Origin of the sequence: Moraxella bovoculi 237 (assembly GCF_000696305.2) — a bacterium.
Classification (GTDB): domain Bacteria; phylum Pseudomonadota; class Gammaproteobacteria; order Pseudomonadales; family Moraxellaceae; genus Moraxella; species Moraxella bovoculi.
Genome location: NZ_AOMT01000005.1, coordinates 373,307 through 393,805, shown reverse-complemented (window position 1 = coordinate 393,805; position 20,499 = coordinate 373,307). Strand labels below are relative to the sequence as shown.

Sequence of the window (20,499 nt, the reverse complement as noted above, 5' to 3'; positions counted from 1 at the left end):
GACACAAGATTAAAGGTTAGGTTAATAAAGCTAAGTGGTTTGACCAAGGACTAAGTTTCTGTATCTGACAGGACTTAGTCCTTTTAGTTTGGTCTTTATTCTATCATAATTGTAATAATGAATGTACCCATCAATCGTTGTTTTGAGTTCATTGATGGATGTAAAGTTGGTTTGTACCGGTACACTTCTTGGCAGGTTTGAAGATGCCAGTAGGTTGTTAAGTTTGTGTTTATGCCTTAATTCTTGAACAATCAGGACTTGTTCTTTAATTGTTCCTTTTGACGAATTAAGTCATCTAGCTTTAGGTAGTCGTTTTCTGCTCTAAGATAGGCAAGTTCAGTAAGTAAGTCATCAACGCTTTTTCATTGTCTGGTTTGGCTTGAAGACTTTAACCAGTTTGACAGTGAAGCAGGTTGTGGTAGATTAAGCTCTGTGGAAAGCTGAGTTAGGGATTTGCCATTTTGAATTTGTTTGATTGCGTCAAGTTTAAAGTCTGTGTCATAGACAGCTTTGGTAATTCGTCTTTGAATACCATAAATGCCATGTTTTTGATAGAGTTTGACCCATTGTTCAACAATGCTGTCTGTGTATAGGTTAAACTTTTTAGCGGTTTGCTTGTAACTGTGTCCGTTTAGATAATATGCTATTACAGACAGTTTAAAGTCGGTTGTGTATTTTGCCATAGAAAGCACCCCAAAGGTCAGTGTGAGTGGCGAGCTTTGGGGTGCGGTTCATTTTTGACACGCTTTTATTTTGGGATAAATCACTTAGGAAACACAGGGCGGCTGCCGGGGGTTTCACGATTTAAGTGCAAAAACGCTCGATGACGCTCGTATTTGTCAAGCACATCATTGATGACCTGCTCGCTGTTAAAGCCTGACAAATCATTGCCTTGCAAACCTTCAAACAAATACGTCTCCAAGCGATAATAAAACTCTTGCCCATCATCAACCGTTGGACGCTCTGGCACAGGGTATTTAACGGGGACGATGCCATACACGAAGTTATACTCGTCCTTATAATCCACCGTCAGCATATGTTGCACAAGGCTTGGCTCATCGCCCAAGGCAACCGATTCCACCCGCACCGACAGTCCCTTTTGGCGTAGAGCGTCCGCCACGTCAGTTAGGGCAGGCAGGCAGACATTTGTCATCATCGCTTTTGTCTCTGGGGTGTCAGGATAGGCGGTAATGCGGTGCAGACGATTTTGCCAGTCGCTCACGTCTACGCCCCCTGCCACAGGCACGGCATTGATTTTGGTAATCTCTTCTCTAAAATCTTCAAGGCGTAACGACTTAAACAGCCCTACCATGACAAAAAACATGACAAAGCTAAATGGCAAGCCCATGACAATAGTCGCCTTTTGTAGGGCGGTGATGCCGTCCGTCATCAGCATGGCAGCGGTCAGCATGCCGATTGCCACCGCCCAAAACAGGCGTATCCAAATGGGGGGCGTGTCGGTGTTTTTTTGGCTTTTGAAGCTAAAATTACTAAGCACGATCGCCCCAGAGTCTGCCGATGTTACATAAAACAAAAGTCCTGAGACAAAGGCGATGATTGCCGTTACCGAGAACCACGGATAAGTGGATAACAGCTCATAAAAACCAATCTCAGGGCGTGCGATGATCTTTTCGGCAAAGGCAAGGTTACCTCCCAAGACTTCATTTAAGGCACTGTTGCCCATGACTGAAAGCCAAGCAAGCGTAAACACAAAGGGAATGGACAAGGTGCCGATGACAAATTCACGAATGGTACGACCCTTTGAGATTTGAGCCAAAAACAGTCCCACAAAAGGTGACCACGCAATCCACCACGCCCAAAAGAACAGCGTCCAGTCTTGAATCCATTGTTTTTGTTCGGGCGTTTGGTTGTAGGCAAAGGTGTCTAGTGTCAAAGTTGGAAAACGGCTAAGATAGTCGCCCACGTTCATGACAATGGCGTTTAGCAAAAATTCGGTATTGCCCAAAAACAGCACAAACAGGGTAAGTCCCAAGGCAAAATAAATGTTAAGCTCCGATAGGATTTTGATGCCCTTGGATGCCCCTGTGGTTGCCGACACAATAGTAATGGCGACCGCTAGGGCGATAAGCACAATTTGCCAAAGTAAGTTTTCAGGCAAATCAAAAATAACGTGCAGACCGTAGTTTAATTGCACAACCCCGATACCGCAAGTGGTGGCAATACCAAAAATCGTCCCCAAAATCGCCGCCACGTCCACAGCATGACCGGCAGGTCCATCAATCTTTTTGCCAATCATGGGGTACAATGCCGAGCGAATGGTTAGGGGTAGATTGTAGCGGTAGGTAAAATAGCCAAGGGCAATGCCCACCAACGCATACATACACCAACCTGTCAGTCCGTAGTGAAAAATCGTCCACATCAAGGCTTCACGAGCCGCCTGTGTGGTCTGACCGTCCCCAACAGGCGGATTCATGTACTGCATGATAGGCTCTGCCACCGAAAAAAACATGATGTCGATGCCAATCCCTGCGGCAAACAGCATGGACGACCACGTCAAAAGACTGTACTTGGGTTGGGAGTGCTTGGGACCTAGCTTGATGTTGCCATAGCGAGAGCAGGCGATAAACAGCACAAAAATGATATACACCGATGCGGCAAAAAAGTAATACCAACCAAAAGTGGTACTTACCCACGCCAGCACACCGTCCAAAATGGCGGACGCGCTGTCATTAAACATCATGGTATATAAGCTAAAAAAGACGATAATCACCGCCGAACAGATAAACACCGTTCGGTTTAGGTGACCGTCTTTGGATTTGGTATCTTCCATAGTGTTACCTTCCAAGTTCGTTAATGATATAAAATTGCTAGGGCGTACTAAGTTTTCATCTTATTTTATGAGAATGTTATCAAGGTTTAACACACCCTAAATGGTTTTTAAAAAACCTAATAAATTTACAAAATGTTTACAAAAATCAATTCAAATATACAATCATTTTACACAAATTAAACAAGAAAGTCATTAAAAATCAATTATTTGCGTTATAGATAATTTTTTGTTATCATAACCTATCTCTTTGGTTTCATCAACCTTTGAATAAAATTTATAAGTTTTGATGATAAATTTTTAAAAATATAGGAGTCTTGTTATGGCATTGTCATCACTACCAAACGTAGAACAAACATCACTATACATCGGCGGAAAGTATGTATCCGCCAGTAGCGGGGAGTTTTTTGAGACGGTCAATCCTGCTACAGCAGATACGCTTGCCAAACTGCAAAGTGCTTCGAAAGCGGACGTGGATAAAGCGGTACAAAGTGCCAAAGAAGGACAAAAAATCTGGGCAAGCATGACAGCGGTGGAGCGTTCTCGGATACTGCTAAAAGCGGTGGCAATTTTGCGTGAACAAAACGACGAGCTGGCACGCTTTGAGACGGCGGACACAGGCAAGGCAATCAGCGAGACCGCTCATGTGGATATTGTTACAGGGGCGGACGTCTTGGAGTATTATGCAGGGCTTGCCACCGCCGTTGAAGGAGTGCAAGTGCCACTTCGCACGGGCAAAGAAGGAAGCTTTTTTTATACTCAAAGAGAACCGCTTGGCGTGGTGGCAGGGATTGGGGCGTGGAATTATCCCATTCAAATCGCCCTATGGAAATCCGCCCCTGCCTTGGCATCTGGTAATGCCATGATTTTTAAGCCGAGTGAAGTTACGCCTTTGACCGCCCTAAAACTTGCCGAGATTTATACCCAAGCTGGCGTGCCTGATGGGGTGTTTAATGTCGTGCAAGGTGGTGGTGATGTGGGGGTGTATCTGACCGAACACCCTGACATTGCCAAAATCTCATTTACAGGCTCGGTGGCAACAGGCAAAAAAGTGATGAGCCTTGCAGGAGCATCATCACTAAAAGACGTAACCATGGAGCTTGGCGGTAAGTCGCCTTTGATTGTTTGTGATGATGCCGACATTGAGCTGGCGGCGGACGTGGCGATGATGGCAAACTTTTATAGTACAGGACAAGTGTGTACCAATGGCACACGAGTTTTTGTGCCAAGTGTCAAAAAACACGCCTTTGAACAAGCCATTTTGGCACGCCTGCCCAAAGTTCGCTTGGGCAACCCAACTGATGAGACAACCAACATGGGGCCTTTGGTGAGCTTTGCCCACATGGAGCGAGTGCTTGATTATATGGAGCAGGGCAAAAAAGCAGGGGCAACGGTGCTGTTTGGTGGACGACGTGCGGTGGCGGATGATTTTGTCGAGCATGGCGAGTCGCTGTCCAAGGGGGCGTTTGTGCTACCGACCGTCTTTACTGATTGCACCGATGAGATGAGTATTGTTACTGATGAGATTTTTGGACCCGTCATGAGTATTTTGACTTATGATGATGAAGATGAAGCGATAGAGCGCGCCAATGACACGATTTTTGGCTTGGCAGGGGGCGTGGTTACGTCTGATTTAAATAAAGCTCATCGCATTACCCACGCCTTGCAAGCGGGCATTTGCTGGGTCAATACATGGGGCGAGTCGGACGCTAAAATGCCTGTGGGTGGCTATAAGCAATCAGGTGTTGGGCGTGAAAACGGGATGATGACACTGGATTATTACACCCAAGTCAAAGCCATTCAGGTGGAAATGGGTAAATTTGAATCCATTTTTAAATAATATCAATCAAAACTTATCAAACCACAAGGAAAATACTCATGGCAGAATATGACTATATCATCATCGGAGCAGGTTCGGCAGGTAATGTCCTTGCCACGCGTCTGACAGAAGACAGCGATGTGAGCGTGCTACTTTTGGAAGCAGGTGGTCCTGATTATCGCTTAGATTTTCGTACGCAAATGCCTGCGGCACTGGCGTACCCCTTGCAAGGCAAACGCTACAATTGGGCGTATCTGACCGACCCTGAGCCTTATATGAATAACCGCCGTATGGAGTGCGGACGTGGTAAGGGGCTTGGCGGTTCATCGCTCATCAATGGTATGTGCTATATTCGTGGTAATGCCATGGATTTGGACAATTGGGCAAAAATGGACGGGCTAGAAGATTGGAGCTATGCTGACTGTTTGCCCTATTATAAAAAGAGCGAGACCCGTGATGTGGGCGAAAACGACTATCACGGTGGCACAGGTCCTGTGAGCGTAACAACTTCACAGCGTGGCACGGCAATTGGTAGTAACGTGCTGTTTAATGCCATGGTAGAAGCAGGCGTGCAAGCAGGCTATCCACGCACTGATGATTTGAACGGCTATCAGCAAGAAGGTTTTGGACCTATGGACAGAACGGTTACACCAAAAGGACGCCGTTCTAGCACGGCTCGGGGCTATCTAGACATGGCAAAATCACGCCCCAATCTCACCATAAAAACCCATGCCGTAACCGACAAAATCCTATTTTCAGGTAAGCGTGCCATTGGCGTGCAGTATCTACAAGGCAATGACACAAATCCCACAACCGTCCATGCCAAGCGAGAAGTGATACTTTCGGCAGGGGCGATTGCATCTCCACAGATTTTACAGCGTTCGGGCATTGGGGCAAAAAATTTGCTTGATGAATTTAAAATCCCTGTTGTGCATGACTTACCAGGGGTGGGCGAGAACTTGCAAGACCATTTGGAGATGTATCTACAATACGAATGCAAAAAACCCGTATCGCTGTATCCTGCCCTAAAGTGGTACAATCAACCTGCCATTGGGGCAGAGTGGCTGTTCTTGGGAACGGGCATTGGGGCAAGCAATCAGTTTGAGGCAGGGGGCTTTATCCGAACTCGTCCTGAATTTGAATGGCCAAATATCCAGTATCACTTTTTGCCAGTTGCCATTAACTACAACGGCTCAAATGCCGTAGAAGAGCATGGTTTTCAAGCACACGTTGGCTCCATGCGTTCGCCGTCTCGTGGGCGTATCCGCCTAAAATCGCTAAATCCCCACGACCACCCTAGCATTTTGTTTAATTATATGTCGCACGAGCAAGACTGGCAAGAGTTTAGAGACGGCATCCGTATCACTCGTGAAATTATGCACCAGCCTGCTTTGGATGACTACCGTGGGCGTGAGATTAGCCCAAGCCGTCAAGCCCAAACCGATGCCGAGCTTGATGAATTTGTGCGTAATCATGCCGAGACCGCTTATCATCCGTCTTGTAGTTGTAAAATGGGCATGGACGATATGGCGGTGGTGGACGGACAAGGGTGTGTGCATGGCTTAGAAGGCTTGCGTGTCGTTGATGCGTCTATCATGCCCCTTATCATCACAGGCAACCTAAATGCCACTACCATTATGATGGCGGAAAAAATCGCCGATGTCATGCGTGGGCAAAAATTGCCAAAATCAACGGCAGGTTACTACAAAGCCGACCCCAATGTGCTAAGACAAGAGCCTGTCCGAGCGTTTGACCCGAGTATGATGTTTTAGGGGTTTATAAAGGGCGAGTGATGAACCGACCCAAATCTTAGACACAAGATTAAAGGTTAGGTTAATAAAGATAAGTGGTTTGACCAAGGACTAAGTTTCTGTATCTGACAGGACTTAGTCCTTTTAGTTTGGTCTTTATTCTATCATAATTGTAGTAGTGTATATACTCATCAATTAATTTTTTAAGTTCATTAAGGCTTGTAAATTTGCTTTGCTCATAAAAGATCTCTTCTTTTAATGTCCCTTCGAGCCTTTCTATCACTGCATTATCAAGACAATTACCCTTTCTTGACATACTTTGGGTAATGCCATGGTTCTTTAAGGTTTGTTGATTACGAAACATTTGATAATGCCAACCTGTACCGGTACAGTTTAGATAGTATGCTATTACAGACAGTTTAAAGTCGGTTGTGTATTTTGCCATGGAAAGTACCCCAAAGGTCAGTGTGAGTGGCGAGCTTTGGGGTGCGGTTCAGTGATTGCCCTTATTTTTTATGCAAAGTTGTTGTTTGACAAGAATAAATTTGAACTTTAATATAATTGGCATTGTTCAATAAGATACTTTTTGCAAGACGGAGCGTGTCTGAGAAATACATTTACCTAGATATTTATAGTCAATCCGCTCAAAATACAACAAAGGTTTTTCATCCGTGGTGAGCTATACCTACCCATAACAAAAAACCGCTTCACCCACAGGCATAGCTTAGGGCGAACGGTTTTTTGTGTAATTTTAGAGCGAGATGATGTAGTCAAGTCCTGCATGTATAAGTAAAAAACAGCAAAAACTTGGGGCTGGAGAGCCTTATAGGGTTATCGTAGTAATGTGCAATAATACCTATTATCGAGTAAGTACCGCATAGCCAAACCCCAAAACCATACAATCCCAGGGAGTTATTATGACCGAAAGAAATGTAGAAGTTGGAATCGAAACCGTCAATAAGATGTTTGACCGTAAGCTGACCATTCCCGATTACCAACGCCCCTATAAATGGCAAACCAAGCACATCAAACAGCTTGTTGATGATATTTACTCCTATTTTATAAAGGATAAAACCCAAGAATGCCGTTTGGGCGTGATTGTTTTGCATAAAGATGCAGGTAAAGATGAATATGACATCGTAGACGGGCAACAGCGACTGACCAGCTTGTTTTTATTGTTGTATGTATTAAATGGCAATAAAAATCCATTTGGCGAACCTAATTCTATTAACAATAAATTTAACCATAGCCAAAGTGTTGAGCATATCAAGCAAAATTATGAATACCTAGAAAGCTATGTGGCAGATTTGGGGCTTGGTGATGGTTTTAAGAACTTTATCCTTGGCAAATGTACCTTTGCAACTGTTATTTTAACCGACATTGACGAAGCCTTTCAGTATTTTGATTCGCAAAACTCTCGTGGCAAAAGTTTGGAAGCTTATGATTTGTTAAAGGCGTATCATTTAAGGCATATGCAAGGGGAATCCAATCTAAAAATAAATACAACCGTTGCAGAATGGGAGCATGCGGTAACGCACCCAATATCGCTAAAATTGATTATGAATGATATTTTGTATCGTCATCGCCGTTGGAAAAAGTTTCAACACGCTGAAAAGTTTATTAAAGACAACATCAATACCTTTCAAGGCTTAAATAAAGATGAACAAAAAAACTATCCAAATCGTGCATTTGGTCAAGCACAGTACAATGATATGGCGATGACCTTTATTGATGGCGATGGATTTTTTGAATACATCTTTTATTATCGCTGCCTGTATGATGAGCTGTTTGGCGACAATGGCAAGGTAAATAATGAAAAAATCTGCATGACCATTCAAGCCAAAGATGATGAAAGGACAGAACCTAAACCTTTATTTAAAACTTTGCAAACCAATACTGGACGAGTAGGCGATTTTTATCTATTTACGCTGTTTCGTATTATGGTCATGGCATATTATGATAAATTTGGCGATTATAAACTTGAACAAGCGGTTAGAAAAATTGCCCAATGGGTATACTGTCTAAGATTGAGCCAAACTAGGATTTCGTTTGCCACCATTGAAAATTATGCCATGAAAGATTTTGGTTATAAAGATGATGAGGAAACCGAACTAAATAGCCTATATCATACCATTTGCCTTACCCAAAGAGCCGATGAGATATTAAATTTTAGAATAGCAAAAGTTAAGCACGATTTTAAAAGCGCCGATGGGTATTTAATGCCCTTTTTAAAAGAGTTTACTAGCAACTAATGGAGAATACAATGACCAACCAATCTAACAATGATAGCAATGCAATTGAATATTTATCCGTCAAAAAACTTTTTGATGGCGATAATCGCTATGTCATTCCCATTTATCAGCGTAATTATGCGTGGGACATAGAAGAAGTCAATCAGTTGATTAACGACATCAAAAATCATGATGGCAACAATTATTATCTTGGGGCTTTAACGGTTAAAAAGCGTGCAGATAATGCTTTTGAAGTCATTGACGGGCAACAAAGATTGACCACGCTGTTTTTGATTTTATCGGTTCTTAATCATTCTTTTAAATCAAATCTGTCTTTTGAACATCGCCAAAATTCAAGCGATGAGCTTAATATCATCAAACAACAAAGCGAATTAAATAGCGATAGTCAAATTGCCAAAGTTTATAGTTATCTGATTAAGAATAAAGACAGTCTATTTGATATAAAAGATGGAAACGCAGATGATTACTGGCAAACTATTTGGAAAAATGTTCAAATCATGCAAGTAGAACTGCCCAACAACGCTGATTTAAATCAATATTTTGAACGCATGAACAATCGTGGCGAGCAATTAGAACAGCACGAAATCATCAAGGCGAAATTGATGAGTGAATTAAAAGATGATAACGACAGAGCGATTTTCTCTGCCATTTGGAATTCTTGTTCGGACATGAGTCGTTATGCGGTGTCGTCTTTTGAGCCTAAATTGCGAGACGCTTTATTTTTCCCCAATGATAAAATAGATGAAAGTGGCAAAAAATCCGATGAAGGAGAATATTTTTCATTTTATCAATTGGATAAGTTTAACAAGTTGCGAGATAAATATAAAACGGTTTATTCTAAAAAAACCCATGATAAATCGCAAGAGAATCAAGAGAGTATAGAATCAAGTGGTACGGTTTCAACTGAAAATATGCCTACTTTAGAGAATATTTTACAAAAAAAGAAAATAATTTTTAGTAGTGATGACAATCAAAAAGGTGATGGGGAGCGTTTTACTTCTATTATTGATTTTCCTAACTTATTAGTGCAAGTTTTGTATTTATTCTTAAAAGATAAAAATTGCATTAACGCTGATATACATCGCTTAGACGCAGGCAATCTAAATACGCAGTTTGAAAAATCAGGTTTATATGACAATCAAAATGAAATCAGAAAATTTACCGTACATTTGCTAAACATTCGTTTATTATTTGACCGTTATGTGATTAAACACGATGGGCATGAAAGCAAGGATGATTGGTGTATCTATACTTATCAATGGCTCAAAAAAGATAAAAAAAATGATTTTAGAAATACTTTTGCGGAAGAAAACGCTAAAATTATTATGCTACAAACCATGTTTCATTACTCATTTCCAGCCAGAAACTATAAATATTGGCTATTTGCCTATTTAAAATGGCTAAATGATGAAAGTCGAAAAAAACTGGAAAAACACGAGGTGGATGGCTGTGCATTTGAGCTGCCTGCCAATGAGTATATTAAGTTTTTGGAACAGTTGTGTGATAAATTTTATTTTAATCGCTTTTATCAGAATGATTTTTCAAAAGAATATTTTGATATTATTTACAATCAAGAAGTTTTGGTTTTAAATTTAAGTCATGATGATAAAAGATGTGCTTTCCTAAATACAGGCACGGCTGTGGAGAACTTTATATTTAATCGTTTGGATTATATTTTGTGGCGTAAGCAAGGCAGATGGTGTTGGCGAAATGATGAAAATTTTAAAACAGGCGTAGATTTATCAAAATTCTTAAAAGAATTTAAATTCACTTCCAGAAATTCGGTGGAGCATTATTATCCGCAAAATCCAATCAATGGTGAAAAATTATCAGACAATGATGATGAGAATGGAAAAATTCTTAATAATTTTGGCAATCTGTGCTTAATCAATCATAGCCAAAATTCATCATTAAACAACAGAATGCCCGATGAAAAAAAGTCAGGCTATAAAGACAATGTTGCTCGTCATCAGTCTGTCAGCATCAAGCAATTGCTGATGTTTACCTATAAGGCGTGGGATAAAAACACCATCCAAGAACACGGTGAAAAAATGATTCAGCTTTTAAATGAGAAAATTTCTACATAGATAATAATTTATCGTCTTATAAAATAGCCCATTTTTGGGCTATTGGGAGAGAACATGACTTACCAGATCCAAGCTCTAACTTGGCGTGGCGGTATGCCATATCAACAGGACGCTGTCCTTGTCAATACCAAGATTTATCAGCATAAGGGCGTTATCTCAGCGCTTAGCGAATGCGATGATTTTTGTGTGGCGGTGGCAGATGGCGTGGCAGTCAGCCCCAAGTCAGACATCACATCACGCACGCTGCTTCAACTTGTGCAGACTATGTATGATGAGCAAGGGGCGGTGGATTTTAATGGTTTGCAACATCGGCTAAATGACACGTTGGCGGATAAGGCGGGCTTTGATGGCAGTAGCAGTACGCTGGTGTGTGCCTACACTGATAATGACAGCGTGATGATTAAGCATTTGGGCGACAGTCGGGCGTATTTATATCGTAATGGTTGGCATTGCCTGACCAAGGATCATAGCTTTATTAATGAACTAAAAGCACAGGATTTGGCAGAGGACGGTGATCATGCCAGCTGTTATGGAGCGCTGACAGGATATTTTGTGTTGATGAATTGGGTGATGAGTCAGCAGTAACGATGGCTAGTCAGCAAAAGATCAAGCTAGAGGCGGGCGAGTGTTTGCTCTTATCTAGTGATGGCTTTTGTGATGTGTTAAAAGGTAATTTTTTGCTAATAACAAAGGATCTGCCACTAAAAGAATGGCTAAATGACAGCATCAAACAGCTAAAACAATCTGGAGCAAAGGCACAACTTGATAACGTCAGTCTGGTTGTGGTGCGATGCATGGCATGAGTGTGATGGTCTTGATGGTATGACTTGCAGAGGGTTGTTTTTACCTTGAAATTATCATTGAATTTAGCGATAATGTAACGCTAAATTTTAACAATAATAATACCATGACCGAGCCAATCATTCCGACCGGATCGCCCACGGCGCCGCCCAACGCAGGGCAATCAATACCGCCACAATCCTCAAAACCAAAGCGCAAAAAACCCAGACGCTCCCAAGAAGACATCATGGCGAATGCGTTCTTGAAGGCGACTTTTAAACCGGTCAAAAAAGCCATGATGATGGCGTATTTGCTTGACATTGCTAGTGTGGTTGTGTTGGTGGGACAGGCGTGTGTGCTCGTGTGGCTCTTTGATGGGTGGCTGACGAGCTTTGTGCAAGGCGTGCCATTGTCTGATCGGATGACGGGTAGTGGTTTGTGGTTGAATTTGGCTTTATTGTTTGGGTGTATGGCAGGGCGTATTGGCATCGGTTATGCCAAAGATTATCTATTAAGTGATGCAGGTCTAAAAGTAGCAAGCTCAGTACGTGCCAAGCTGCTGGGTAAATTAGGTGAGCTTGGGCAGGCGAGACGTTATTTTGGCGCAGATGGTGCGCTATCGACAAAGGTAATTGATGAGCCTGATCATCTGATTGGCTATGCTCGGTTTAATGTTCAAAAAATGACTGCCGTGACCACCCCTTTGATTTTGGCGGGGTGCGTGGCTTTCTATAGCCCCATGGCGGCGGTGATTTTGTTGGTGACAGCGCCGCTTGTACCGATTTTTATGGTGATTATTGGCATCGCCACCACTCGCAAGAGCCGTGAGCAGATGGATGCCTTGGCGCAGCTTGGCGGGCGATTTTTAGACTGGATTCGTGGGGTGAATACCTTGTCACGACTCGGAGCGGTGGACATTGCCGTATCAGACATCGCCAATAGCTCAGAAGATTACCGCAAGCGTACGATGGATGTGCTTAAGATCGCGTTTTTAAATAGTGCGGTGTTAGAGTTCTTATCAGCGTTGTCGATAGCACTGGTGGCGGTGTATCTTGGCTTTGGCTTGATGGGGATTTTACCATGGGCGAAAGGGCAGCTACTGACAACTTATAGCACGGCATTATTTATCCTACTACTCGTGCCTGAGTTCTATGCGCCACTTCGTCGTCTGGGGGCGGAATATCACGTTAAAGGGCAAGCAACGGCATCTGCCAAATCGATCGCCCCAATGCTTAATTTTAAGACCAAGGCTTTGGGTGACATTGCCATGACGTTAAAGAGCCCGCCTGCCTTTGAACTTAAGAACATTACGGCATTTGGCGATGATGGACGTGTCCGTCTCTCGCCCACGAGCTTGACATTTGGTGCGGGTGAACGTACCGCGGTGATGGGCGAGAGCGGCGCGGGTAAGTCAACACTGCTACATATTTTGCTTGGCTTTGGTGACTTTGAGGGCGATGTTATCGTCCATGCTGATGGTAAATTGATGCGTTATGCTGATCTTGATGTATCAAGACTACGCGCGGATATCGGCTATCTGTCTCAGACCGTGCCGCTGCTACCGATGTCGATCGCGGATAATTTACGCCTTGCCAAGCCATCTGCCAGCGATGATGAGCTCGTCCAAGTTCTTAAAGATGTCGCCCTGTGGGATATTGTCAATCAGTTGCCAAATGGCATAAACACTATGCTTGCTGAGCGTGGCGGCGGACTATCAGGTGGTCAAGGTCACCGATTGGCGATTGCTCAGCTACTGCTCCAAGATGCTAAAGTCTGGCTGCTTGACGAGCCGACTGAGCATTTAGATCCTAAGACAGCGTCGATGATTTGGGCGTTATTGGCCAGATTAAGTTCCGGTAAGACCGTAATCTGGGTAACGCATGACAAGGCGCAGGTGGCTGCTGATAATTTTGAAAAAGTTTATGAGCTTGGTGAACAGCAAGGCGGTGCAGCATGAATGGACAAGGCAGACAAGACGTGCAAGGACTTTTGGATAAACAAGCTGGTCACTCCAATCAGACCTACGTCAGTAAGCAGTCATTTCGTCTGATTGAACTGTTCGCCAGTCAAAAGGTGCTGTGGTTCATCGCGTGGGTATTGGGCATTGCGACCGTGCTTTCGGTGCTAGGGCTGGTCATGCTGGCAGGGTGGTTTATCACCATGGCAAGTGTGGCGGGGATTATTGCTCTAGGCAGTCATGCCTTTAACTACCTAATGCCATCTGCCATCATTCGTGGCTTTGCCATCGTGCGAACCTTTGCCCGTTATGGCGATCTGATGGTGTCGCATCATGCGGTATTTGGACTGTTAAAGGATCTTCGGGTTCGATTTTTTTCGCATTGGGCGAGATTGCCTTTGTCAGCACGCATGAACAATAATGCGATGACGCGCAGCAGTGGCGAGACGATGCAGCGTCTGGTCAGAGACATTGATGTCTTGGATGAATTCCCGTTGCGCGTGGTGTCGCCGCTCATCGTGGCAAGCGTGGCTGTCATCGTGTTGTCGCTGTTGGTGCTAATAAGCTTACCTTCGGCTGTCATGACGGTGGTATGTATGGCATTATCGTTGGTGATTGCTATCATGACCTTGCGCCGCGGCATTACACTTGCCAAGACAGAGAATAAGCTTATTGTCGAACGTAAAAATACCCTACTAAACACCCTACCAGCACTGACCTCGCTACTGACATGGGGCAGATGGAGTGATGCGATAACGCAGATGAACGCCCTTGATGCCAAGCATTCAACGCATACCGCTAATGTGCTGCGCCTAAAAAGACGCACCCAAGCACTCATTCAGCTGATCATCGCCTTAGCTGTGGTGGCGTTATTGGCAGTGGCAGGGCAGTATTTTGAGCAGAATGCGATTGTTTCATTTCGTGTAGAGACGTTAAACAGCTATGCCGATCTAAATCCTGCCATCATCCTTGCCTTAACTCTGGGGGTGTTCGGACTCATGGAAATCATCTCTGCACTGGTTGCTGAGCCATTGGCATACGGCAGAAGCGTCAATGCCAAAGAGCGCATTAACGAGTTGATGATGGTCAATGCCAATGAGCCTAAGCAGACATTAACCGGTAGTCTCACCCTCACACTAACTGATGTCTCGGTGAAAATGCCGACAGCGGTCATGGTGGCGACAGGCATCAATGCCACGCTAAGCCATCATGCGCCCACTCTCATCATTGGAGCATCGGGGGCTGGTAAGTCCACCTTGCTGGCTACGCTAGCAGGTGAGATACCGTTAGTCGGTGGGCGGATACAGATTAATGGCGTTGATTATCAGAGTGTGGACTTTGGTCGCTCGCTGGGATTCTTAGGGCAGGGTGTGGATATCTTTGATCAGAGTCTGGCGGATAATTTACGTCTTGGTAAGCCTGCGGCGAATGATGATGAGTTGTGGGCGGTACTGGATAAAGTAGGGCTGTCTGACTGGGCAAAATCTCAGCCTAAGGGGCTAGATACCCCACTGGGTGAGTACGGCATGGCAATATCAGGCGGTCAAGGTCGCCGCGTGGCGTTGGCTCGCCTACTGCTGTCGCCAAAAAGCATCTTATTGCTTGATGAGCCTTTTGCAGGGCTAGACTCTGCCACTCGCCTAAGAGTGTGGCAGAGTCTAACTGACATGCAACAACAAGGCGACATAGGCGTACTTGCCATCGCCACTCATCAGCTATGGGATGGGATGAATGCTGACATACTGCGTGTCGGCTAATAATCAAAAATCTAAAAATCCCCAAATCGGGGATTTTTTATTTTTATTGGGTTTATTTTTTGGATGGCTTATTTGGGTTGTCTTTTTCAGTGATGATAGGGCTATTCTGATCGCCCAAGCTTAGAATCTCACCAAAATTAGGCTTAGCACGTAAGATAAGCTGTTCTTTGGCTAGAATGCCTTGATTGATTTGCACTTTTTTGATGATGTTCATGATTTGCTCGCTGTTTTTTAGCCAGCGCCCAATCTCAAGATAAATCACGTTGCCTTTATGCTCGGTGAAAGGAACGCCTTTGATTTTGATCTTATTCAAGATAAAAGGCAGGGGGTCTTTTTTAAGTAGCGTGCGATAGGTATTGACCGCAAATTTTGCCAAAGGCGCTTGCCACCATGATTTGCTGTGCAGCTCCAACACGTCTGTATCGCTGATCTGTCGTAATACGACACGCTGAGTGTGGCGATCAAGCTGTAGATGCACCAATTCAAAGTTACTCGCCACACTGGCGAAAATCCCCTTAACATTCACCGTCGTTGACAAACGTAGCCAGCCCTCATGAATCTCAAGCTTCAGATCGTGAACCATGTCGACTTTCTTAACGACATAAGTATAGAGCGCATCATTAATCTGCGACTGTATGACGGGCACCTCAATCTCATCAATCAAATTGCTCGTTGCAGCGGCATAGCTGCGCTTGATGCTGACAAGCGTCTGCTGCCAAGTCACGAACAGATCTTCTGCCAGTCGATCACTGTCCAATCCGCTAATTTGGGCGAAATTCTCTAATAATCCTTGGGGCTTATCCTGTGGCTCTTCGTTGTGTGAATACGTTGTCATGTCAATAATAAGTTAAAATTTCATCCATTGTAACAAATTTCGCCACGCTTTCGCAAAATTTTTTTGGGCAATTAAGTGTTGTGTTGTTAAATATTAACATAGATTATCATCCATGATTGGTGTATCACGATTCACGGTTGTCTCCGGCACGGCTTGAATGGTGTCTCAATGCTCCACGATTTTGCTGTTGTCATCAAAACGGAAAATATCCACCACTGATTCACCAATGTCATTATCATCAAGCTGGCCATGCACGTGCAACACCACCAAATCACCTTCGGCAACCACACGATGAACGGTTGCTTTTGACTGTGGGTGTTCTTTTAAAAATGGCTCAAATGCGTCCACAAATGCCTGACCGCCATCCGCCACCGTTGGGTTGTGTTGCAGGTAGGTTTTGCCTGCATATTTAGCTGTGGCTTCGGCGACTTTGTGCTGATTGAACGCCATTTCATAAAAGGCAAGGGCGTTGGCTTTATCGCGCTAGGCTTTACTCTGTTCGGTTTGGGTCTAAACAACCTTGCCTGGAATGGATTTGGTGATTGTGTTTGGCTAAGTGCCGTGAGCAACTTGGCAACCTGTCAAAACGGTGATTGCTAGTACGGTTGATAACGAAATGGTTTTCATAAATTAACTCCGATTGGGTTGGTTTGTGTTGATGAGCGTATTATAGGGAGTAAATTTATTTTATGTAAGTACTTACAGTTTTGTAAGTATGAAAATAATTTTAAAAAAGTTTTTAGGTTATCGATTTTTAACTTTTTTAAATAAAGCTAATATTGGGTGCGTCATATGCACCGATAAAATCAGCTTAGTAAGTCGTGTGTGGTACGCACCTTACGATTTAATAGATTTACAACCCCTTGATTTTAAAATAGAAAAACCGCTTGATTGCTCAAACGGTTTTTAGCCCATCAACGCAAACTATGCAAAAAGTGCATGTGGCGATGATATTGGCTGACGATGTCATTAATGACCCCTTCGGTGCTCCAGCCCATGATGTCATAGTCCTGACCGCCTTCGCCTAGATGTACTTCGGCACGGTAGTAGGTCTGATTGTCATTGGCATCTTCGGCTGAGTCTTCATCATTATCGCTATTGACGAATCCAGGCTGTGCATGGCTCGATACACGAACCTTATAGACGAAATCAATCTCATCGCCGTGGTTGGTCATTAGCACGACGCTGCCACGTTTTTCGTTAAGAACACGCGCATCCACGCCCAGCTCACGAAGCTCTGCTGCGACATCTTCGCAGGCTTTTTTGACTGTGGTATCGATGAATTGACTCACCGCCTGACGGCTTGGGAAATTCATGATTACATGCAGTCGCTCGCGCCACACGCCACTACCTTGGGCAGGTAGGGGAACGCTTAGATTTTGTTGTAGAATTTCTTGCTTTTGGGCGTCCACGTTTAGCGCCTTTAGCAGTCCATACATCGCAATCATCAGCACGGTAACGAAGGGCAATCCACTGGCGATCGCCATGGTCTGCAATGCGCCCAGTCCACCTGCTAATAGTAGCGCAATGGCCACCACGCCTGCACCAATCGACCAAAAAAGACGATAACGTAAGCCTTTACTGCCTTTGCCATGTGAGCACAGCATGTCCATAACAAGCGCACCCGAATCAGCAGATGTGATGAAGAATACGACAATCATCAGCAGCGCCACATAGCTAAATATGCCTGACATGGGCAGCTGTTCTAAGAAAGCAAATAGTGATAAAGATACGTCTTGATTGATGACTTCGCCAAGCATGGTATTGCCTTGGTTTACAATCATGTCAATGGCAGAGTTGCCAAACACCGTCATCCACAGGAAGGTAAAGCCAGCTGGAACGAATAGCACACCAAGTATAAACTCTCGAATGGTACGACCACGAGACACACGAGCGATAAACAGACCAACGAATGGCGCCCAGCTTAACCACCAGCCCCAGTATAAGATGGTCCAACCACCGAACCAATCAGTCTTGTCATAGGCGTATAGATTAAAGGTCATGCTGACAATGCTCGAGATGTACGAACCGACGTTCTGAACATAGGCCTGCAATAGGAACACTGTAGAGCCTGCCAATAGCACGAATATCATGAGTATCACGGCCAGACCCAGGTTTAGCTCAGAGAGCAACTTTACACCCTTATCCAGTCCTGACATCACAGAGATGGATGCCAACGCACAGATACTGGCGATCAGCACTACTTGACTTGTCGTCCCCACGGGGATGAATGAGAATAGATGATTAAGTCCTGTATTGACCTGCAATGCACCATAACCAAGTGACGTCGCCAGACCAAATAGCGTCCCCACCACCGCAAACACATCAACTGTATGACCGATGGGGCCGTAGATCTTATCTCCGATCAGCGGATACAGTGCCGAGCGCAGAGTAAGTGGTAGGTTATGACGATAAGCAAAAAACGCCAAAATCAAAGCAACAACAGCATATACCGCCCATGCATGTAATCCCCAATGGAAAAAGGTCAAACGCATGGCCTGACGTGCCGCACTGATCGTACTACCATCACCATGTGGCGGCGTCAAGAAGTGCATGACGGGTTCTGCCACACCAAAGAACATCAGACCAATACCCATACCAGCTGAGAACAGCATGGCGAACCATGATAGATTGCTGTAGTCTGGTTGTGAGTGGTCGGGACCTAGCTTGATATTACCCAATCGAGATAATCCCAAATAGACACTAAACAGCAATATCAACGCCACTGTCAGCACATAGTACCAACTGGCATTATCAACGATGGCGGACTGCACCGCCTTAAATGTCGCATCCGCCAAATCTGGCATCAAGATTGCGAATAGGCTGATGAATGCAATTAATCCCGCTGATGTCAAGAACACCGCGGGATTTAAACCATGTTTGTGTTTTTTGGGTACGGGCGTACTCATAGACACTCCTTTAATTCTAATGAATGGCAGTGCGATAAAATATGAATAAGCCAAGGTTAATATCCATATTTTATGACACCAAAAATAACGAATCCTGCAAAATTAGCATTGCCACACAATGCGCATCTGTAAATAAAATCGTTAATATTTAGGCGATTGTAACATATTTGACCCAAAAAATAAAATTCGCGTTGGATTGTTGCGGATTTTACAGGGCATGACACCACCAATTTTGGTGGCAAACTTAGCCTGTTATTAGGTGATGGCACAGCCAAATTTTATGCTAATTTAAGTGATATCATGAATGGATGGTTTTGGTTTTTTGGATTGTTTCTAATGTGTTGTGCGTTTATAAACCAAAAGAAAAACCGCTTGAACATTCAAACGGCTTTTACTTTTACAAACTCCCAATCCTATCTTTTATCCCCCAATACACGCCCAATGCCAGCACCGCACACACTCATCACTACCGCAGTTGCCACAAAAATATCATGCCCACCAAGGGCGACACCACCGCCCCCCCAAGAAAAACGGAGCAAAGCCAAGCAAGGCCGACGCCGACCCTGCATTTTGCCTTTCGCTATTCATTGCAAATGACGATATGGCAGGCAACACCAGCCCTATCAAAAACAGCTGACCGACAGCCAACCCAAGCATGGCAGTGGTGAGTGTTAATTGTGTCATGGACGTGGACGTGGCAAAAAAGTCGGCAAGTTGTGGTAGGCTTGGCAAATACAAATCCACCAAAAAGAATCAAAGTCGGATAAAACACCAAGTAATAACAGTAAAAACAACTCTGAATTTTTGGGCGATGACATGATTTTCCAAGTCAATGTAAAACCGTGCACTATAGGGTAAATGATTGTTTATGGGTAGTACTTACTTATTTGTGAGTATGGGAAAGGAGTGCAAAAATTTGGTAAGTTGTGTATGACAAGGTAGTTTTAAACGGTATGTACTTATTTTTAGTAAGCTTTCATTAGACCATTGATTTGGAATTTTACCAAACCCTTAATCTTGGAAAATTTTTATGTCAAATCCTGTCAAACATCATTTTATACCACAATTTCATTTAAGAAATTGGCAAAATCAAGAAGGTAGAATTTGTTGCTTTCGCAAGCAAGGCGATAGATTTGATTTAGTTGTCCCAAAAAATTTAGCAAATCAAAATAACTTATATAAATTTGATAGCGAAATTGAAAGTGTATTCATCACACCTTTTATTGATAGCCAGTTTAGTCCTTTAATTAATAAAGCGAGAGATTATCCACTTGAAAGCCTTACAAGAAATGAAAAAATAAAAATTATACAGTTTATTTTATTATTGCATTTAAAAACCCAATAGAAATTAAGAAACTAAAATCATATCAAGATGAATTATTTTTAAAGAATGAAATTTTTAATCAATTAGAAGATGATATTGATAAGGATGATTTTTTTGAATTTGAACAAGGATATTTAAGCAGTTTAGTTACTATGGTTGGACTTGCCATCAAAGAGATTGGATTTTGCGAAGAGGATTTAGAAAAAATAAAAAACATAAGAATCTATTTGCTTTTTTATA

General features: G+C 43.5%; 14 protein-coding genes and 3 pseudogenes. 9 read left to right on the top strand and 8 right to left on the bottom strand.

Going from position 1 to position 20,499, the window contains the following annotated elements; all coding sequences use genetic code 11:
• Nucleotides 1-30 precede the first annotated feature (30 nt).
• The 3 genes and pseudogenes from MBO_RS02205 to betT form a co-directional block, all read right to left on the bottom strand.
• Nucleotides 31-171: pseudogene (locus MBO_RS02205) on the bottom strand (IS3 family transposase); the annotation flags it as partial.
• 191 nt (nucleotides 172-362) lie between these two features.
• Nucleotides 363-683, bottom strand: coding sequence for a helix-turn-helix domain-containing protein (locus tag MBO_RS02200; protein ID WP_036362797.1), 321 nt, complete (start codon nucleotides 681-683; stop codon nucleotides 363-365).
• Between the two features lie 80 nt (nucleotides 684-763).
• Nucleotides 764-2,791 carry a choline BCCT transporter BetT gene (gene betT / locus MBO_RS02195; RefSeq protein WP_036362794.1) on the bottom strand — a complete coding sequence of 676 codons (2,028 nt, stop codon included), beginning with the start codon at nucleotides 2,789-2,791 and terminating at the stop codon, nucleotides 764-766.
• 319 nt (nucleotides 2,792-3,110) lie between these two features.
• Between betT and betB the strand changes: the two genes are divergently transcribed.
• Complete coding sequence (gene betB / locus MBO_RS02190) at nucleotides 3,111-4,628, top strand: betaine-aldehyde dehydrogenase (RefSeq protein ID WP_036362790.1); 1,518 nt, start codon at nucleotides 3,111-3,113, stop codon at nucleotides 4,626-4,628.
• Between the two features lie 38 nt (nucleotides 4,629-4,666).
• Nucleotides 4,667-6,379, top strand: coding sequence for a choline dehydrogenase (gene betA, locus MBO_RS02185; protein ID WP_036362787.1), 1,713 nt, complete (start codon nucleotides 4,667-4,669; stop codon nucleotides 6,377-6,379).
• Nucleotides 6,380-6,440: 61 nt separating this feature from the next.
• Here betA and MBO_RS02180 read toward each other — a convergent pair.
• Nucleotides 6,441-6,737, bottom strand: a pseudogene (locus MBO_RS02180) (transposase); the annotation flags it as partial.
• Between the two features lie 538 nt (nucleotides 6,738-7,275).
• On the opposite strand from MBO_RS02180, the gene MBO_RS02175 reads away from it, so the two are divergent.
• From MBO_RS02175 to MBO_RS02150, 6 genes are all read left to right on the top strand, one after another.
• Nucleotides 7,276-8,610 (top strand): DUF262 domain-containing protein, encoded by a 1,335-nt coding sequence (locus MBO_RS02175; protein WP_052585239.1) that lies wholly within the window; start codon nucleotides 7,276-7,278, stop codon nucleotides 8,608-8,610.
• 11 nt (nucleotides 8,611-8,621) lie between these two features.
• Nucleotides 8,622-10,697 (top strand): DUF262 domain-containing protein, encoded by a 2,076-nt coding sequence (locus MBO_RS02170; RefSeq protein ID WP_036362782.1) that lies wholly within the window; start codon nucleotides 8,622-8,624, stop codon nucleotides 10,695-10,697.
• A gap of 54 nt (nucleotides 10,698-10,751) precedes the next feature.
• On the top strand, nucleotides 10,752-11,282 hold the full coding sequence (locus MBO_RS02165; RefSeq protein WP_052585238.1) for a PP2C family protein-serine/threonine phosphatase: 531 nt from the start codon (nucleotides 10,752-10,754) through the stop codon (nucleotides 11,280-11,282).
• A gap of 2 nt (nucleotides 11,283-11,284) precedes the next feature.
• Nucleotides 11,285-11,500, top strand: coding sequence for a hypothetical protein (locus MBO_RS02160; protein ID WP_052585237.1), 216 nt, complete (start codon nucleotides 11,285-11,287; stop codon nucleotides 11,498-11,500).
• Nucleotides 11,501-11,604: 104 nt separating this feature from the next.
• Nucleotides 11,605-13,434 carry a thiol reductant ABC exporter subunit CydD gene (gene cydD / locus MBO_RS02155; protein WP_080702145.1) on the top strand — a complete coding sequence of 610 codons (1,830 nt, stop codon included), beginning with the start codon at nucleotides 11,605-11,607 and terminating at the stop codon, nucleotides 13,432-13,434.
• The gene (locus tag MBO_RS02150) at nucleotides 13,431-15,191 is read left to right on the top strand and encodes an amino acid ABC transporter ATP-binding/permease protein (protein ID WP_080702144.1); all 1,761 of its coding nucleotides are present in this window, start codon (nucleotides 13,431-13,433) and stop codon (nucleotides 15,189-15,191) included. Before cydD ends, MBO_RS02150 begins: the two co-directional genes overlap by 4 nt.
• 52 nt (nucleotides 15,192-15,243) lie before the next feature.
• On the opposite strand, the gene MBO_RS02145 is transcribed toward MBO_RS02150, so the two are convergent.
• The 4 genes and pseudogenes from MBO_RS02145 to MBO_RS09915 all read right to left on the bottom strand — a co-directional run bounded on the left by MBO_RS02145 (nucleotide 15,244) and on the right by MBO_RS09915 (nucleotide 19,667).
• On the bottom strand, nucleotides 15,244-16,026 hold the full coding sequence (locus tag MBO_RS02145; protein ID WP_036362780.1) for a hypothetical protein: 783 nt from the start codon (nucleotides 16,024-16,026) through the stop codon (nucleotides 15,244-15,246).
• Between the two features lie 165 nt (nucleotides 16,027-16,191).
• Nucleotides 16,192-16,482, bottom strand: a pseudogene (locus tag MBO_RS02140) (nuclear transport factor 2 family protein); the annotation flags it as partial.
• A gap of 458 nt (nucleotides 16,483-16,940) precedes the next feature.
• Entirely contained in the window at nucleotides 16,941-18,935 is a 1,995-nt protein-coding gene (locus MBO_RS02135; RefSeq protein WP_036362777.1) for a BCCT family transporter, read from the bottom strand.
• Between the two features lie 489 nt (nucleotides 18,936-19,424).
• On the bottom strand, nucleotides 19,425-19,667 hold the full coding sequence (locus MBO_RS09915; protein WP_197971972.1) for a hypothetical protein: 243 nt from the start codon (nucleotides 19,665-19,667) through the stop codon (nucleotides 19,425-19,427).
• A 298-nt stretch (nucleotides 19,668-19,965) separates the two neighbouring features.
• Here MBO_RS09915 and MBO_RS02125 point away from each other — a divergent pair, with 298 nt between their 5' ends.
• Nucleotides 19,966-20,280 (top strand): DUF4238 domain-containing protein, encoded by a 315-nt coding sequence (locus MBO_RS02125; protein WP_036362772.1) that lies wholly within the window; start codon nucleotides 19,966-19,968, stop codon nucleotides 20,278-20,280.
• Nucleotides 20,281-20,499: the final 219 nt, after the last annotated feature.

Coding starts and splice junctions, on each gene's coding strand:
- cydD (WP_080702145.1), top strand. CDS start 11,605: ATGACCGAGCCAATCATTCCGACCGGATCGCCCACGGCGCCGCCCAAC.
- MBO_RS02170 (WP_036362782.1), top strand. CDS start 8,622: ATGACCAACCAATCTAACAATGATAGCAATGCAATTGAATATTTATCC.
- betB (WP_036362790.1), top strand. CDS start 3,111: ATGGCATTGTCATCACTACCAAACGTAGAACAAACATCACTATACATC.
- MBO_RS02175 (WP_052585239.1), top strand. CDS start 7,276: ATGACCGAAAGAAATGTAGAAGTTGGAATCGAAACCGTCAATAAGATG.
- MBO_RS02160 (WP_052585237.1), top strand. CDS start 11,285: ATGGCTAGTCAGCAAAAGATCAAGCTAGAGGCGGGCGAGTGTTTGCTC.
- MBO_RS02135 (WP_036362777.1), bottom strand. CDS start 18,935: ATGAGTACGCCCGTACCCAAAAAACACAAACATGGTTTAAATCCCGCG.
- betA (WP_036362787.1), top strand. CDS start 4,667: ATGGCAGAATATGACTATATCATCATCGGAGCAGGTTCGGCAGGTAAT.
- MBO_RS02200 (WP_036362797.1), bottom strand. CDS start 683: ATGGCAAAATACACAACCGACTTTAAACTGTCTGTAATAGCATATTAT.
- betT (WP_036362794.1), bottom strand. CDS start 2,791: ATGGAAGATACCAAATCCAAAGACGGTCACCTAAACCGAACGGTGTTT.
- MBO_RS02150 (WP_080702144.1), top strand. CDS start 13,431: ATGAATGGACAAGGCAGACAAGACGTGCAAGGACTTTTGGATAAACAA.
- MBO_RS02125 (WP_036362772.1), top strand. CDS start 19,966: ATGTCAAATCCTGTCAAACATCATTTTATACCACAATTTCATTTAAGA.
- MBO_RS02165 (WP_052585238.1), top strand. CDS start 10,752: ATGACTTACCAGATCCAAGCTCTAACTTGGCGTGGCGGTATGCCATAT.
- MBO_RS02145 (WP_036362780.1), bottom strand. CDS start 16,026: ATGACAACGTATTCACACAACGAAGAGCCACAGGATAAGCCCCAAGGA.